This window comes from Enterococcus rotai, assembly GCF_001465345.1.
Lineage (GTDB): Bacteria > Bacillota > Bacilli > Lactobacillales > Enterococcaceae > Enterococcus_L > Enterococcus_L rotai.
The window spans coordinates 3,097,123-3,115,073 of sequence record NZ_CP013655.1 but is presented as its reverse complement, the minus strand read 5'-3'; the positions used below and the strand labels follow the sequence as shown (position 1 = coordinate 3,115,073).

General features: G+C 37.2%; 11 protein-coding genes, 1 pseudogene and 1 other annotated feature. Of the genes and pseudogenes, 10 read left to right on the top strand and 2 right to left on the bottom strand.

From position 1 onward, the window contains the following. Positions 1-115: 115 nt before the first annotated feature. From ATZ35_RS13870 to pheT, 10 genes and pseudogenes are all read left to right on the top strand, one after another. Positions 116-853 (top strand): cyclase family protein, encoded by a 738-nt coding sequence (locus ATZ35_RS13870; protein WP_208927757.1) that lies wholly within the window; start codon positions 116-118, stop codon positions 851-853. 236 nt (positions 854-1,089) lie between these two features. After that, positions 1,090-1,851, top strand: coding sequence for a (Fe-S)-binding protein (locus ATZ35_RS13865; RefSeq protein WP_208927756.1), 762 nt, complete (start codon positions 1,090-1,092; stop codon positions 1,849-1,851). Between the two features lie 11 nt (positions 1,852-1,862). Beyond that, a pseudogene (locus ATZ35_RS13860) lies at positions 1,863-3,335 on the top strand (LutB/LldF family L-lactate oxidation iron-sulfur protein). Next, positions 3,328-4,065, top strand: coding sequence for a LutC/YkgG family protein (locus tag ATZ35_RS13855; RefSeq protein ID WP_208927755.1), 738 nt, complete (start codon positions 3,328-3,330; stop codon positions 4,063-4,065). The pseudogene ATZ35_RS13860 and the gene ATZ35_RS13855 overlap by 8 nt, the downstream one beginning before the upstream one ends. Positions 4,066-4,217: 152 nt before the next feature. Beyond that, positions 4,218-4,763, top strand: coding sequence for a signal peptidase I (gene lepB / locus ATZ35_RS13850; protein WP_086279351.1), 546 nt, complete (start codon positions 4,218-4,220; stop codon positions 4,761-4,763). 130 nt (positions 4,764-4,893) lie between these two features. Continuing rightward, positions 4,894-8,472: a PD-(D/E)XK nuclease family protein gene (locus ATZ35_RS13845; RefSeq protein ID WP_208927754.1), complete on the top strand. Its 3,579-nt coding sequence runs from the start codon at positions 4,894-4,896 to the stop codon at positions 8,470-8,472. After that, positions 8,465-12,262 carry a helicase-exonuclease AddAB subunit AddA gene (gene addA / locus ATZ35_RS13840; protein ID WP_208927753.1) on the top strand — a complete coding sequence of 1,266 codons (3,798 nt, stop codon included), beginning with the start codon at positions 8,465-8,467 and terminating at the stop codon, positions 12,260-12,262. Before ATZ35_RS13845 ends, addA begins: the two co-directional genes overlap by 8 nt. Positions 12,263-12,327: 65 nt before the next feature. Then, positions 12,328-12,672, top strand: a complete 345-nt coding sequence (locus ATZ35_RS13835; protein ID WP_086444400.1) for a winged helix-turn-helix transcriptional regulator — start codon at positions 12,328-12,330, stop codon at positions 12,670-12,672. Positions 12,673-12,713: 41 nt separating this feature from the next. After that, positions 12,714-12,922 (top strand) — a binding site (T-box leader). Positions 12,923-13,011: 89 nt separating this feature from the next. Next, complete coding sequence (gene pheS, locus ATZ35_RS13830) at positions 13,012-14,058, top strand: phenylalanine--tRNA ligase subunit alpha (RefSeq protein WP_086279355.1); 1,047 nt, start codon at positions 13,012-13,014, stop codon at positions 14,056-14,058. A gap of 6 nt (positions 14,059-14,064) precedes the next feature. Beyond that, complete coding sequence (pheT, locus tag ATZ35_RS13825; protein WP_208927752.1) at positions 14,065-16,488, top strand: phenylalanine--tRNA ligase subunit beta; 2,424 nt, start codon at positions 14,065-14,067, stop codon at positions 16,486-16,488. A 54-nt stretch (positions 16,489-16,542) separates the two neighbouring features. Here the strand turns inward: pheT and ATZ35_RS13820 are convergent, their stop codons facing one another. Together ATZ35_RS13820 and ATZ35_RS13815 are read right to left on the bottom strand one after the other, a co-directional pair. After that, positions 16,543-17,181 carry an amino acid ABC transporter permease gene (locus tag ATZ35_RS13820; protein WP_208930498.1) on the bottom strand — a complete coding sequence of 213 codons (639 nt, stop codon included), beginning with the start codon at positions 17,179-17,181 and terminating at the stop codon, positions 16,543-16,545. Between the two features lie 30 nt (positions 17,182-17,211). After that, a complete protein-coding gene (locus tag ATZ35_RS13815; RefSeq protein WP_208927751.1) occupies positions 17,212-17,910 on the bottom strand; it encodes an amino acid ABC transporter permease in 699 nt (232 codons plus the stop codon). Positions 17,911-17,951 lie beyond the last annotated feature (41 nt).

Here is a 17,951-nt window from a genome sequence, read left to right as displayed (position 1 = left end):
AACCTATACTCCATCAGTTTATCAAAAGATCCGTATACAGTCATCTATTTTTCTTGTATATTAGTAATTAAGTTTGATTATTATAAAAAAATAGGGAATTAATGGAGGAATAGAGATGAATACATTGGACGCAATGAATTATTTAAAGAAGAAAAAGTGGATTGATTTAAGTCATGAGATACATGAGTCAATACCTAGGTTCGGTGCTTTTAACGGATCTCAAGAAAAAACATTATTTACAATTAAAAAAGATGGCTTTTTTGCTAAAGAATATACCTTGCCAACACAATATAGCACACACATCGATGCGCCTATACATTTTGCTGAAGGAAAACGTTACTTACATGAAATAAAATTAAAAGAATTAGTTTTACCATTGTATGTGATTCACAAAGAAGACGTTGTTCAACATAACCATGATTATTGTTTGACGGTTCAGGATATACTTGATTTCGAAGCAGAATTTGGTCCGATTCCAGAAGGCTCTTTTGTTGCGTTTGCAAGTGGTTGGTCAAGTCGCTGGAAATCTACAGAAGCCTATTATAATTGTGATAAAGAAGGGGCAGCTCATACACCAGGATGGAGTCTAGCAGCGTTGAAATATTTAAGTGAGATAAGAAATGTTACGGCGATTGGGCATGAGACTTTGGATACGGATAGTGCTGCTGATTTCAGAAAAAATCAGGGATTACTAGGTGAATATTATTGGTTGAAGCAAAATAAGTATCAAGTCGAAGTGATGCGGAATCTGAATCAAGTGCCTGCTGTTGGGAGTGTGATTGTAACTAGTTTTCCTAATCTACTAAATGCTCCAGGTTTCCCTGTACGTTCAATTGCACTATTACCGGATTAAATGAAATGTTAGTATGCGAAAAAGCATACTGAAATCGATTGCTAAATAGCCATATTCTTGATAAAATTATTATTGTATAATAATTATTACAAAATGATTTTGATTATAAGTTGTATGATGACTGGACTAGTGATCGGCTTTTACCTAGGTAAAAACGAATGTATATGCCAACGTTATTTTTGACTATATAGATGACTGCTTTGTCCTGCTCGTACAACTTACGAGGAGGGCTTTTTTTGAAAGTAAGCATTTTTTCTACTTGTGTTGTTGATTTACTATTTCCAAATGTGGGACAGGCGATGGTAGAAGTTTTGGAGCGATTAGGTTGCGAAACAACGTTCCCAGATAAGCAAACTTGTTGTGGACAGCCAACCTACAATAGTGGCTATGCTGAAGAAAGCTATGCCACGCTGAAAAATCAAATCGATTGTTTTGAGGATGCAGAGTATGTGGTGGGACCTGCTGGATCATGTGTGGGAATGCTAAGAGAGTATCGGCACTTTTTAAAAGATGATCCTATCTATGGACCCAAAGCGGAAGCTCTAGCAGCGAAATCATTTGAATTCAGTCAATTTCTATACCGAGTGTTAGGCGTCACTGATGTTGGTGCAACATTAAATGCCAAAGCGACTTATCACCGTTCATGTCATATGACCAGAATTTTGAAGGAACGTGAAGCGCCATTTATCTTGTTGGACCATGTAGCAGGTTTAGAGATGCTTCCATTAAACCATATTGAAAATTGTTGCGGATTCGGTGGTACTTTTTCAGTAAAAATGCCGGAAATATCTGAACAAATGGTTACGGAAAAAATGAATGATGTGATCGACACTGGTGCTGAAATCTTAATTAGTGCAGATATGGGCTGCTTAATGAATATTGGTGGGAAATTCAACCGAGATGGTAAACAGATCAAAATCATGCATATTGCAGAGGTTTTAAATCAACAAGTGGATAAGAAGCGAATGGATCAACCAAAAATAATGACAGTCATTTAGGAGGAAATAGTGTGGGATTAACGACTAGTACGAAGCCTTTCAAACAACGATTAGAAGAGAGTAAAAACGATGTTTTTATGCAAAAAGCTGTAGCAAAAGCGCAAGATGATCAGTGAATCAAACGAGAAGGAGCTAGAGCAGAGCTTGGTCATTGGGAGCAATGGCGAGAACTTGGCGAACAAATCAGGCAGCATACGATTTCGTATTTACCAGATTATCTAGAGCAGTTTAGCGATAAAGTTGCTGAACAAGGTGGAAAAGTCTTTTTTGCTCAGACGGCGGAAGAAGCAACGGACTATGTAAAACAAGTGGTTTTAGAAAAAAATGCAAAAAAAGTAGTGAAATCAAAATCAATGGTAACCACAGAAGTCGATATCGATCCTATGTTGTTAGAGCTAAATGGTGTCAGTGTGATGGAGACCGATTTAGCAGAATTTATCTTGCAAATGGATGATTGGGATGAGCCGTCTCATATTGTTTTCCCTAGTATTCATAAAAATCGCGAGCAAATTCGGCAAGTTTTTGCAGAAAAATTAGGTTATAAAGGGGATAACGATCCAGTTAACTTAGCTCGATGTGCTAGAGAGGTTATGCGTAAGTTCTTCTTGGAAGCGGAAGTAGGAATAACAGGGTGTAACTTTGCGATTGCTGACAGTGGCTTAATCAATCTGAATACGAATGAGGGGAATGCTGATTTAACAATAAGTATCCCTAAAACACAAATCGTCTTGATGGGGATGGAGCGAATCGTACCCAGCATGAGGGAGGCTGAGGTGCTAGATAACCTCTTAGCTAGAAGTGCTGTTGGACAAAGTTTAACAACTTATGTCACTTTTGCGGGTATCAAAAATGAAGATGAATCAGATGGTCCTGAAGAGTTTCATGTTGTGATTTTAGATAATGGTCGTTCTAATGCGTTAGGTACAGCTTTTGAACCTGTTTTACAGTGTATTCGTTGCGGTTCTTGTTTAAACGTTTGTCCAGTATATCGCCATATTGGTGGTCATGGTTATGGATCGATATATCCTGGCCCGATTGGCGCGGTGTTATCCCCAGTGTTAGGCGGCTACAAACAATTTGGAGAGTTGCCTTATGCCTCTAGTCTTTGTGGTGCGTGTACGGATACTTGTCCAGTGAAGATTCCATTACATGAATTATTGATCGAGCATCGACGTGTAATGACCGATGAATTAAAGATGCAACATGGCTTTGATGATTTTCAAATGCGCGTTGTAGGAAAAGCAACAGCAACACCAAGCTTATTTAAAACAGCCATGAAAGTCGATCATATGGGATTAGCACCATTAAGTAAGAAAAAAGACATTACGGTAGATAATATGTTCCAGTACGGTGGCTATGTTGCAAAAGGGCCAGGTCTTGTGAAAGGCTGGACTGATGTTCGTGATTTACCACGTCCACCAAAAAGTTCAGAAAACTTTAGAAGCTGGTATAAAAAGCACAAAGCAGGTGAAAAAAATGACTAATACCAATATACAAAATAGAGAGTCTTTCTTAAATAAGCTGACGGAAAAACTTGGTACAAAACGTCAAAATACTTTAGAGCATCCATTCAAGCCAATTAATGATTTGCCCGAAACAACGCTTGCAGATAAATCTCAAGATGAATTGTTAGAAATTGCTAAAGCACGAGTAGCGAAAATCAATACCACCCTTGTCGAAACCACGAAAGCCAACTTAAAAGCAACGATTAATCAAATGGTCAAATCATTTGGAGGCGGGAAGATACTGCTACCGATTGATAAACGATTTGCCGAATTTGGCTTACAACAGTTTACACCAAATCCAGATCAAGAATTAGAAGCAGCGCAGGAAGAGCTGCTATTTTGGAAACCTGGATCAACTCATAGAGAGACAAATATAGCTAACGCAGAGAATGCAAATATAGCGATAGTTTTTGCTGAATTTCTATTAGCTGAATCAGGCTCAATTGTAGTTGAAACAAATGCAGGTCAAGGTCGTTCGTTACACTTTTTGCCTCAACACTATATTTCAATTATTCCGATGAGCAAGATCGTCCCACGTTCTACCCAAGCGGCTGCATATTATGCAGAGAAACAGAAGAATGGTGAAAAAATCGGGTCAGCGATTCATTTTATTTCAGGACCTTCCAATTCTGGTGATATAGAAATGCAGCTAGTTGTTGGGTTACATGGACCTTTAGCTGTTTGCTATATTGTTGTAAAAGATATGTAACACCATTATCTTAACTCTTTACCTTACTTCATTCCAAAGTAGTCGACTAAATAAAATCTTAAGGGAAAAACGAAAAATTCACCCAAAAAAGAAACAAATCTGTTGAAATTTCTTGGTCTGTGGTAAACTATAGAAAGCAAGTTTTTGGAGGAATGAATTTGAAATCTAAAGAGTTATTAAATACTATATTATTTTTTGTTGGTCTAGCAGCGCTGCTATTTTTATTAAGGCAGTTTGTTTTTACCCCAGTCGTGGTCAAAGGCCATTCGATGGATCCAACATTAGCAGATGGTGAACGCGTAATCGCATTAAAAAATACCGAAATCAAACGCTTTGATATTGTGACGTTTCCAGCACCAGATGAACCGAAAAAAAGTTACATTAAACGCGTGATCGGCTTACCAGGAGATACCGTGGAATACAAGGCTGATGTTCTGTATATTAATGACAAAGAAGTAAAAGAACCCTATTTAGATGAGTTTAAAAGCGCAGTAACAGATGGCTCACCCTTGACGCTTGATTTTACCTTAAGTGAAGTCACAGGTGAGAAAAAAGTCCCTGAAGGGGAATATTTTGTGATGGGAGACAATCGCAGAAATTCAAAAGATGGACGAATGATCGGATTTATCAACAAAAAAGATATATCAGGTGATGTTAAATTCGTCTTATGGCCATTAAATCGTTTCGGTACTATCTAAGTATCGGTTAGATAATAAAAAAGAGTTCTCTTTTAATTAAGAGGCTTTTTTTGTTGGACAATGAAAGGCGTGTTCAAGGTGATTTTATGATAAACTAAGAAGGTAAGACTGAAATAAAGGATGTGATGAAATGAGTTTGCAATTTATTCGAGGAACAGCTGAGATGGACTTGGAAGAGGCGCTTTTGCAAGCATCTGTTCAGTGGTTAGCTGAAGATGATGCACATGAAGTGTTTTATTTAGTGCCCAACCATATGAAGTTTGAACAAGAAATCAATGCCCTTAAACGCATTAAAACCATCCAAAATAATCAAAGTGATTCTATCGCAACAATGCGTTTTCAAGTATTTAGTTTTTATCGATTGGCTTGGTATTATTTACAGCATACTCAATTTTACAGTTCAGAAGTGCTTACCGAAGCTGGAGCTGCAATGGTTTTTAGAAAAATCTTATCAGAAAACGAGGAAGCGTTAAAGGTTTTTCGTGGAGAAGTCAATAAATCAGGGTTTATTCAGCAATTATTTGATCTGTATCAGGAAATAAAAGAAGGCAATGTTGATTTAGATGATTTATTTGCTCACTTATCAGGAGCAAATTCAGATAGTAAAGAGCAAGACCTACAATTAAAAATCCAAGATATTAAATTAGTTTTTTCAAAATTTGAAGAAACTATGAGTCAGTACGGCATAAAATCGGCAGAAATCATCAATTATTTGACGGACTATTTAGAAACAAAAGACCTAAGTCATGTATTATTTGTAGTAAATGGATACCATAATTTTTCTGCTAGAGAGCTAAAATTGCTCGATACATTGATGCGTCGTGGTGGTCAAGTGAAAATATCTTTGGTTTTAGATAAAAAATACCCAAATGACGTGCCGCCATTGATGAATTTATTTTACGAAACAGGTACGACTTATTATAAACTCTATCAATTAGCTAGAAATTCTAATGTAGCGATATTACCCGACTACGTTGAACAAAAGAAAAAGCTGATTAAAAATGACAGCCTTCAAACACTAGAAAAATATTGGGTCAATGCCCAAGAAAGCCATACGAAAAAAGTAAAAGAACAGATCAACGATGATCATCTTCAATTTTGGTGTGCAGAAAATCCTAAAGAAGAAATCAATCATATTGCAAAGGAAATCAGAAGATTAGTTGTTGAAGAAAATTATCGCTATAAAGACATTCAAGTGCTAACACGTGAATTAGATAGCTATGAAACCATGATCGAACCGTTATTTTCCATGCATGAAATTCCTGTTTACTTGGATCGAGATATGGCGATGGAGCAGCATCCGCTAGTGGAATTTATTCAATCATTGTTTGCAATCAATAGTTACCATTATCGTTATCGAGATGTTTTACGCTTTTTAAGAACAGAACTATTTTTTCCGATAGAAGATCAAATGACTATGGAAGAATGGAAAATACAGCGTAATGAATGGCGTCGGAAAATCGATTTAGCTGAAAATGTTGTCTTGGCTTATGGCTATGAGGGCTATCACTGGGAAAAAGAAAAGGACTGGCATTTTATCCGCTACGATTTTGAAGCCGAACAACAAGACGATACAGAATTGATTGAAAAAGATGCTAATGCTGTGCGAAATAGGGTCCAACAAACACTGCCAGCTTTTTTCAAACAAATGCAAAAAGCGCATAAAGGGATCGAAGCGGCAGATTATTTCTATCGTTTCTTAGTCAACAACGGTATCGAAAAGCAGTTGATGATGTGGCGGAACCAAGCCATTGAGAGCGGTCAATTAGAAGCGGCTCGCAACCATGAGCAGACTTGGGAAGCTTTAATGACGTTACTGGATGAATATGTCACGATTTATGGGAATGAATCTTTTGATCTCTCAGTATTTGAAGAAATTTTTTCTAGTGGTTTGGAAGGGTTACGCTATAATAAAGTTCCCACAGCGATCGATCAAGTTCAAATTCGTTCACTTGATCTGGCACGACCTGGACAAGCCAAAATCGTTTTTACGATTGGTTTAACGGATCAAGTTTTACCACAAAAATTTGATAATAAGACATTACTTTCTGATGAAGAGCGGCAATATGTGAATGGCTATCTAGAGGAAGGGCAATTTTTACTAAATGATACTAGAAAAAGCATTGCTAAAGAGCCATTTAAGGCTTATATCATGTTTTCTTCCGCAACAGATCGGTTGTATTTTTCTTACCCAAGTGTAAAAGATACTGCTAAAGACGTTAAAGTCTCGGCATACTTAACGAATATTCAAAAAGATTTAGGCGTACAAATGCAATTGAAAAATGCACTGACAATATTAGATAACGAACAAATTAGTTTAGAGCATGTAGGAACTTATCGCACATTAATCAGTGATTTAACGAACTTAAAGCGTCAGAAAAAAGAAACGCAGGAAGGCATCCTAGCTTTTTGGCTTGCTCTGGAACGTGAGTTAATGAAACAGGAACAAGCGAATTTAGCTCACCGTGTTTTTGAAAGTTTAGGGCATCAAAATCTTCCAGAAAACCTAGAAGAACATCTGGCTGATGAATTATATACAAAACATATTTATACATCCGTTTCTAGGATGGAAAGTTTCTATCGTTGTCAGTATCAATATTTCACTCGATTTGGTCTAGGTCTGAAAGAAAGAGATGTTTTTGGACTGACACCTGCTGCAACAGGAGATTTTTTCCATGAAGCACTAGATCAGTTTTTCAAATTATTGATTACGCAAAACAAGCAGCTATCTGAATTGACTGATCGTGAAGTGAACGAATTTACAGAACAAATCCTCAATGCCGTATTCGGTGAGATTAAATTTTCGATTCTTGATACGTCAAGTCGGATGAATTATATTCGCTATCAATTAGGCCAAACGATCAAAAAAGTTAGTTGGGCTTTAAAACGTCAAAGTGAGCGTAGTGGGATGTCGACGGTTCAGACAGAAGTTTTGTTTGGTCAGATTGCCAGTCAAAAGGGAATCAAAGGCTTAGACTTACCGCTGGCTAACGGTGGTAATATCAGCGTCAGAGGAAAAATCGACCGTTTAGATCAATTAGTGACACCAGATTCTTTATATTTAGGTGTTATTGATTATAAATCAAGCCACAAGAAATTTAATATTACAGAAGCGTACTATGGTTTAGCGATGCAAATGTTGACATACTTGGATGTCGCGTTGATGGATGCTGTGAATCTTGTCGGTCAATCTGCTAAACCAGCAGGCTCATTCTATCTACATGTTCATAATCCAATTCTTCCTTATGAAACAGAAGATAAGAAAGAGCAGCAGCTTTTAAAGAAATTCCAATTTGATGGGTTGTTATTGAATGATCCCGTTTTACTTGAAAATCTGGATAAAAGTTTACAAGCTAAACAAAGCTCGCTGATTTTTCCAATTGAAGAATCTGCTAAAGAAATTATCAAACCAGGACGCCGCCAAGAAGATAAATTTGTGACGGAACCTGAATTAGATGCCTTATTAACGCATAACCGCAGCAAGTTTATCGAAGCTGGTAATAAAGTTACCAGTGGCGAGATTGATTTAAACCCAGCTTATCAAGGGAAAGAGCGAATTGCTTGCCGTTACTGTCCGTTTAGGAGTGTTTGTAATTTTGATGTTATGTTAAAAGAGAATAACTATAATCGAATTGAAACATTGACGAAAAAAGAAGTGATGGATCGTTTAATTGAAAATGAGTCGGAAGGAGGAACTATTGATGAGTAAGACTATCCCGTTACGTCCAGAAAATGAGCAATTTACTGATAATCAATGGCAAGCCGTTTTTGATGGTGATGAGAACATTTTAGTTTCTGCTTCTGCTGGCTCTGGAAAAACAACGGTTCTAGTGCGCAGAGTGATCGAAAAGCTCAAAAGTGGTGTGGATATCGATCGCTTGTTGATCGTAACCTATACAGAAGCGGCCGCAAAGGAAATGAAAGAAAGAATCCAAGTGGCTTTACAAAAAGCAATCACAAATGAGAGTGAGCAAGAGAAAAAAAACCATTTTATTAAACAGTTGACTTTACTTCCAACTGCCAATATTAGTACGCTACACGCATTTTGTTTAACTGTGATCCGTCGTTTTTATTATCTGATCGAAATGGATCCAGTTTTCCGATTATTGACAGATGAAACAGAAATGTTGCTTTTGAAAGAAGATGTTTGGGATGAACTTAGGGAACAATTTTATGGCGAAAACCAAGAAGCTTTTTATCAATTGACAAGTAATTTTTCTAATGATCGAAGTGACGATGGACTGACTCGATTGATCTTTTCCTTGTATGACTTTGCCCGTGCTAATCCGGACCCAGAGGAATGGCTAGCTCATTTGGCTGACAGTTATCAAGTGACTGGGCAATTAGGTGATTCGGTGCTATTCCAAGACTATTTGAAACCTCAAGTGATGGAAAGCCTGTTACGTTGTGTAGAGCGCTACGAAGAGATGATTCGTTTAACTGAAGGAGAAGAAAAGCTAGAAAAAATTGCCAATCTTGCTAGAAATGAAAAAGAATTTGTGGAAACATTCAGCAGTCAGTTAGCAGACAATGATCTAGAGTCAGGCTTTGATATTTCAAAAACAATCACATTTGAACGTTATCCAACAGTGCGAGTAGAAGAATTAAAAGAAACTGCTGCTCAAGCTAAAAACTTACGAGAACAAAATAAAAAAGCGATTAATGCTATTTTAGAAAACCTATTCACGTTATCACCAGAGGAAATGAAAGAAATTTTAGACCGCTCTCGACCACTAGTTGAGGAGATGGCGCAAGTTGGAAAAGCCTTTATTGATACGTATAGCCAACAGAAACTAAAAAAAGGGTTAGTTGATTTCAATGATTTGGAACATTTTACCTTGAATATTTTAGCAAAAAAAGAGGCGGGTGATTGGCTCGCAACAGAAGCTTCAAATTATTATCGTGAGAAGTTTGATGAAGTATTAGTTGATGAATATCAAGACATTAATCGATTACAAGAAACGATTCTTTATTGGTTAAGAAGACCAGCAGCTTCTGAAGGAAACCTGTTTATGGTTGGTGATGTTAAGCAATCGATCTATTCATTTCGTTTAGCTGATCCAACATTATTTATCGAAAAATACAATCAATATGGAGCCAATAAAGAGGGGAAACGAATCGTTTTAGCTGAGAACTTCCGCTCTAGAAAGAATGTATTAGATTTTACCAATTTAGTTTTTGAACAATTGATGGATGAACGTGTCGGACAAATCGCTTATGATGAAGCAGCTCAACTCGTCCATGGTTTTGATCAGTTTGCAGAAGCAGAAAATTATGATACTGAACTGTTGATCTATGAAAAAAAATCAGAACGTGTGGAAGAAATACTCGAATTGGACGATTCTCAACTGATTTTAGAAGATAAAACAGAAGGCGAATTGCATATGACTGCGCTGAAAATCAGAGAGTTGATCGATAAGAACTTTTTGATCTATGACAAAACAACAAAAGAAAATCGACCATTGACCTATAAGGATATTGTGTTGTTGACGCCAACTAAGAAAAATAATTTGACGATTTTAGAGATATTTAAATTAGCAGGTATTCCAATTCAAGTAAATGATGCCCAAAATTATTTTCAAGCAACTGAAATCCAGACAATGGTGGCTCTTTTGCAAATTATTGACAATCCCTATCAAGATATCCCCTTAGCGGCGGTGTTGCGTTCGCCCATTGTAGGATTAAAAGAAAATGAATTAGTAACGATTCGATTAGCTGCTAAGAAAAGTTCTTATTATGAAGCTTTTCTGACCTTTAATCAAAATGAAGCGAAAGAATCTGCCCAACTGGCGTTGAAAGAAAAAACACTGACATTTGCTTCCCAACTTGAACAATGGCGCGAAATGGCCCGAAGAAATCAATTAGCAACCTTAATCTGGCAAATTTATCAAGACACGGCTTATTTAGATTATGTAGGCGGTATGCCAGCAGGGAAACAAAGACAGGCGAATTTATTTGCGCTGGTCGATCGAGCCGCTAGTTATGAACAAACCAGTTTCCGCGGACTATTTCAATTTGTTCGGTTTATTGAAAAAATGCAGGAAAAAGATAAGGACTTAGCAGAACCTGTTATTTTGAGTCAAGAAAATGCTGTTCGCGTTATGACGATCCATGCTAGTAAAGGATTGGAATTTCCAGTTGTTTTCATTTTAGATATGACAAAAGAGTTTAATCTTGGTGATCTGAATGAACGGTATATCTTTGACGATCGACTTGGTGTTGGGATTCGTTATTTAGATCAGACAGATCGGATGCTGTATGAGACATTGCCGTTTTTAGCAATCAAGCAGGCAAAATTGAAAAAATTACTCTCAGAAGAGATGCGCAAATTATATGTAGCGTTGACTCGAGCAGAACAAAAGCTTTATCTTGTGGGGTCATATAACAATCAAGAAGCAACGTTTAAAGAGTGGCTGAAAGTAGCTGATGTTCAAACTAAAGTATTACCAAGCGAAAATCGGTTACAAGGAAAGAGTAGTTTGATGAACTGGGTGGGAATGAGTTTGGTTCGTCATCAGAAAATGGCCGAATTTCAAACGGCGTTTACAACTGAAAAAATCGCTGGGATCACACAACATCCAGCGGGATTCTCGGTTTCCTTCATGACTGAACAAGCTATCCAAGAACAATTTGCTGCCCTTCAATTTATCGATACAGGTTTGAGTAAAGCTGAAAATTCTAAAAGCAGCGACCCTAAAGTAGTAGAGCAAGGGCTATACCGTTTAAATTATGATTATCCCTACCAGCTCTCAACCAAAACGACTAATTACCAATCTGTATCAGAAATCAAACGTGTGTTTGAAGACCCAGATAATAAAGAAATCGCTAAAATAGAAGTAAATGAAAAAAATACACTTCAGCCAACTCCGATGATCGTTCACCGAATGAGTGAAGGTGAGTTGGGGAAACCTAGATTTATCGAAACGATTCGTAAACCATCAGCTGTGGAGATCGGTTCAGCAACACATTATTTATTACAATTATTGGATTTAAACAAAGAGCCAACCAAAGAAAGTATTACCCAATTGATCGAAGAATTAGTTCAAACGAAAATTATTCAAGAAAATGTAGCAAAACAAATCAAGATTGATCAGGTACTCTCTTTTTATCAGACGAACTTGGGCCAACAACTGTTAGAAAATCCAACTAAAGTTGTGCGAGAACAACCATTTTCAATGTTGTTGAGAGCAGAAGAATTGATCAAAGATTATCCCAAAGAAACACAAGATGATTTATTGATCCACGGAATGATCGATGGTTATCTTGAACAAGACAACAACTGTATTCTTTACGACTATAAAACAGATTTTGTTCAAGATATCGAAAATCTCCAAGAGATCAAAAAAGTCATTCAACGTTACCGTGGTCAGTTAAATTTATATCGAAAAGCACTTGCTCAAGCAACAAGCAAAGAGGTAAATAATGTTTTTCTAGTCTTATTATCTGCTGGTATCATTATCGATATGGATGAAGAACAGATCATTGAAAAAATGAAGTAAAACGAAAGCAAATCTACTTACAAATTGTAAGTTGTGTGCTATACTCAGTTCACGAGGTGAGGAAAATGGAGCAAGTAAAAACAACCGAATTTTCACTATGTCCTAAGTTTGAAAAGGCTTTTGCGATTTTAGGGAAGAAATGGAATGGTTTGATTATTGATGTCTTGTTGGAAAATGGTCCTCAACGATTTGGTGAGTTAAGACAAAAAATCCCTGAACTAAGCGATCGCGTATTAGTCGAACGCTTGAAAGAATTAGAAGGTGAAGGGATCATCTCAAAAGCAGTTCGCTGTGACGAGAGTAGCCGTCTTGAATATTTCCTCTCAATCAAAGGCAAGGACTTACAACAAGCAATGGAACAAATCCAACATTGGGCAGAAAAATGGGTCACTGCTGAAGAATGCAGTTGACCTAAGACCTAATTTCTTGTAAACTGTAATCAATTGAATAGCAAAAAGCGTTGATGGAAAAGAGTAATTTGGCTGATACGAAAAGGGAAAACTTGTCTTAGACTGAAAACAAGTTACGTAATCGAAAAATGAAGTTCACTTCCGGAGTTTGTTTGTTCCAAGTGTTCAGACCGGTGAAAGCCGTTATAAGAATTGAGTGCATGATTTTTTGTCATGAAGTAGGATGGTAACACGATAGCTCGTTCCTTTAGATAGGAGCGGGCTATCGTTTTTATTTTATCAAGTACCTACAATTAATGTACTTGGTTCAATTATTATAGAAAAGAAAGGATTAGAAAAATGACATTAAAAGCGCAATTAGAAGCTTTAAGAGATGAAACATTGACGAATATTCAAAATGTAGCGGATCTTAAAGCCTTAAACCAAATCAGAGTGGAAACACTAGGTAAAAAAGGACCCATCACAGAAGTCTTGAGGGGAATGAAAGATTTATCAGCAGAAGAACGTCCAGTAGTGGGGAGCTTTGCCAATGAAATCCGAGATTTATTGACTGAAGCTGTTGAAACTCGCAAGGAAGTTTTAGAGACAGAGGCGTTGAATGCAGCCTTAGAACAGGAAACAATCGATGTAACATTACCAGGTAAACAGATGACACATGGCACTCGTCATGTATTATCCCAAGTGATGGAAGAAATCGAAGATATTTTTGTAGGAATGGGTTATCAAGTTGTAGAAGGCTATGAAGTTGAGTCTGATCATTACAATTTTGAGCGGATGAATTTACCAAAAGATCACCCAGCACGTGATATGCAAGACACTTTTTACATCTCAGATGATATCTTGATTCGCACCCATACTTCTCCTGTACAAGCAAGAACGATGGAAAAACATGATTTTTCAAAAGGTGCACTTCGCATGATTTCTCCAGGGAAAGTTTTCCGTAGAGATACAGATGATGCAACACATAGCCACCAATTCCATCAAATCGAAGGGCTAGTTATTGATAAAAATATTACAATGGGTGATCTAAAAGGCACATTAGAAGTTGTGATGAAAAAAATGTTTGGTGAAGATCGTAAGATTCGTCTGCGCCCAAGTTATTTTCCGTTTACTGAGCCTTCCGTTGAAGTGGATGTTAGTTGCTTCAAATGTGGTGGTGCAGGCTGTAATGTCTGTAAACAAACTGGCTGGATCGAAATTTTAGGTGCCGGCATGGTTCATCCAGATGTTTTATCGATGTCAGGTATTGATCCAAAAGAATATACTGGTTTTGCTTTCGGTTTAGGGCCAGATCGTGTTGCAATGTTGCGTTATGGCGTTAACGATATTCGTAATTTCTATCAAAATGATTTACGTTTCTTAAATCAGTTCAAGGTAAAGGAGTAGTCGACGATGTTAGTTTCTTATAAATGGTTAAGTGAATATTTAGATCTATCAAAAATCTCAGCAAAAGAATTATCTGATCAAATGTCTTTGACAGGGATCGAAGTTGAAGGCGTTGAAGTTCCAGAAGATGGTTTGAAAAAAATCGTCGTTGGTGAGGTCAAAGAATGTGTTCCTCATCCTAATTCAGATCATTTATCGATTTGTCAAGTGGATATCGGTGAAGAAGAATTATCGCAAATTGTATGCGGTGCACCTAATGTGAAAGAAGGGATCAAAGTAATCGTAGCGTTACCTGGATCTCGAATAACAGGGAATCAAAAAATCAAAAAAGGTAAAATGCGTGGAGAAGTTTCGAACGGCATGATTTGTTCTTTACAAGAATTAGGGTATTCAGATAATGTAATTCCTAAAGCTTATTCAGATGGAATCTATTATATGCCGGAAGATGCTGTTAATGGCGATGATGTCTTTTCATACTTAGATATGGATGATCATATTATCGAATTATCGATCACGCCAAATCGTGCAGATGCATTGAGTATGCGTGGTGTTGCGTATGAAGTTGGGGCTATTTACCGTCAAACACCCAAGTTTAATGATGAGCCCTTAAAAGAGGATACAAGTGAAACAGCTGCAGATTACATTTCTGTGGAAGCGACCGACAAAGAAGATACACCAGCCTACCAAATCAGAGTCATCAAAGATGTAAAAATCGCTGAAAGCCCATTATGGCTGCAAACACGTTTAATGAATGAGGGGATTCGCCCAATCAATAATGTAGTTGATATCACAAACTATATTCTTTTATTATTCGGACAACCGTTACATGCGTTTGATTATGATAAACTAGCAAGTAAAGCTATTTTAGTAAGACGTGGTAAAACAGGCGAAGAAATCGTCACGTTAGATGGAGAAACACGCAAAGTATCAGAGGAAAATATCGTCATTACAAATGGGCAAGTTCCTGTTGCTTTGGCTGGAGTTATGGGTGGAGCCAACTCAGAAATTACTGATGAAACAACAACTGTAGCTTTGGAGTCAGCTTTGTTTAATTCACTATCCGTTCGTAGAACATCAAAAGAGTTCAATTTGCGGAGTGAGTCTTCTAGCCGATTTGAAAAAGGGATCAATCATGCAACGATTGGTGAAGCTGGGGATGTGGCTGCTGCGATGATCGCTAAATTAGCTGGAGGAACAGTTGTTTCAGGTAAAGCGATTGGCTCAGAAGTAACACTTGAAGAGGTTATTGTAAGTGTGACGATTTCACGAATCAATGAATATCTAGGAACTAAAATGGATCAAACAACGGTCAGTGAAATTTTTGACACATTAGGTTTTGACTATGTACTTGATCAAGAAAAATATACTGTGACAGTTCCACCTAGACGCTGGGATATTAAGATCGAAGCTGATTTGATCGAAGAAGTGGCACGGATTTATGGGTATGATAACTTACCTTCCACATTGCCAAAAGGTGAGACGGTGGCAGGGAGCTTAACGAGTGGACAACTATTAGTTCGTAAGATTAAGAGTTTACTTGAAGGATGCGGGGCCAGTGAGGCAATTAGCTATGCTTTGACAACTGAGGAAAAATCTCGTCAATTTATGATGAGAGAAAGCCAAACAACAAGTCTACAGTGGCCGATGAGTGAAGAACGTTCTGTCTTAAGAATGAACTTGATTTCAGGATTATTAGATGACGTAGCCTACAATGTTGCCCGTAAAAACAACAATATCGCACTTTATGAGGTTGGACGAGTTTTCTATCAAGACAACGATCCTAAAAAAGAATTGCCATATGAAGAGAACCATCTAGGGATTGTCTTATCTGGGAATAGTAAAGTGAAAGATTGGCAAACAAAGGAAACGCCTGTTGATTTTTACACAGTGAAAGGGATGCTTGAAGAATTATTTGACTCTGTCGGGATTTTAAATAAAATCTCTTACGAAGCCACAAAAGAAAATCAAGATCTACATCCAGGAAGAACGGCTTTGGTAAAATTGAATGATACGGTCATTGGATTCATCGGGCAAGTTCATCCAACTGTAGCAAAAGAATACGAGATTCCAGAAACATATGCCGCTGAATTAAATCTTCAAGCAATCATCGCAGAAGAAAATGACGCATTAGTGTATCAACAAATCTCAAAATTCCCAGCAGTTTCACGGGATATTGCTTTACTGGTCGACGAATCAGTAACAAGCCAAGAATTAGTAGGAACTATTTCCAGAAATGCTGGAAAATTCTTGCAATCCGTTCACTTATTTGATGTTTACCAAGGGGAGAATATCGCTGAAGGGAAAAAATCAATGGCTTATAGCTTGACGTTTGTAAATGCTGAAGCAACTTTGGTTGATGAAGAGATCAATCAATCAATGGAAAAAGTAGAAAAAGCGTTAGTGGAGCAATTTGCTGTAACGATTCGCTAAAAGAAAAAAGTTCCGCAAAACTAAAAATAGTTTTGCGGAACTTTTTTTAGTCGATTAAGCCCAATTTCTAGATAACCATCTTGAAAACTGAGAAATCGAAAAATTAATGACAAAATACATCAAGGCGACAAGGCCATAAATTGCAAAAACTTGACTTGTTTGAGCATAGCGACCCATTAATATATAAGATTTCCCGAAGAGCTCTTGTAGCGCAATAACGGAATATAAAAAACTAGTATCCTTAATTACCGTCACAAATTGAGAAACGATTGCGGGCAATACATTGCGAATGGCTTGAGGTAAAACGATATATATAAGAATTTGAAAATTACTAAATCCTTGAGAACGAGCGGCTTCTTTTTGTCCTTTGTCAACACCATTTAAACCACCACGGATAATTTCAGCTAAAGCTGCGGTTGTAAAAACAGTAAAGCTAACAATTCCAGCAGGAGTAGACTTAATTTTAAAAATTAAGAAAATAACATAGATCCATAGTAAATTAGGTATATTACGAACGATTTCGATATATAAACTAGCTAGAAACTTTAAAGGACCTTTTTTTTGATTTCTTAAAACAGCTAAAATAGTACCGAAAATCGTACTTAAAACAATTGATACAAAAGAAATGTAAAGAGTAAGCTTCAACCCATCGAATAAAAAGCGCAAGTTATTGCCGGTGAGAAGTTGACTCATTTGTTCTGAAAAAGACATATTTGCGACCTCCTATCTGGTATAAGCTTTCTTATTATTTTCTTCTAATTTCCGAGCCAATTTAGCTAACGGGAAGCACAGGATAAAGTAAAGGAACCCTGCTAGCGCAAAAGCTGGAATATAGTTTAGGTTGATCGAAGACCAACTATTTGCTGTAAACATCACATCTGCACCCGAAATAATCGCAACGGTTGAGGTGTTTTTGATTAAATTTACGATTTGATTTGTAAGCGGCGGTAGCATAATCCGCCAAGCTTGAGGCAGTACAACATAGCGCATTGTTTTTCCATAAGAAAAACCTTGCGAATAAGCTGCTTCAAATTGCCCTTTAGGTACAGCACCGATCCCAGAACGAACAACTTCTGAGATATAGGCACCATGGTAAAGCCCCACACAGATGATCGCAATCGTTGTTGTCGAAAAAGTTAGCATTGGGCTAATCAATGGGAAACCATAATAAACAACGATAAATTGAATCAACAATGGGGTGTTCTGGAAAAATTCAACATAAATTCGGCTGATTAGATTCAATAATTTGTTGTGCATCGCAGAGAGGCTCCCAAAAAATATCCCTAATAACATCGCCACGATCAATGATCCGACCGCAAGTAAAATGGTATAAAGGAAAGCATCGCCAAAAAGTCTCCAGTCTTTAAGTAAAGCTTCCCAACGATAAAGCGCAAATGGCCCTGAATTCGCTATAATGAACATTTGATTTCCTCCCAAATTCTAACGAAATTGTATAGAATCGG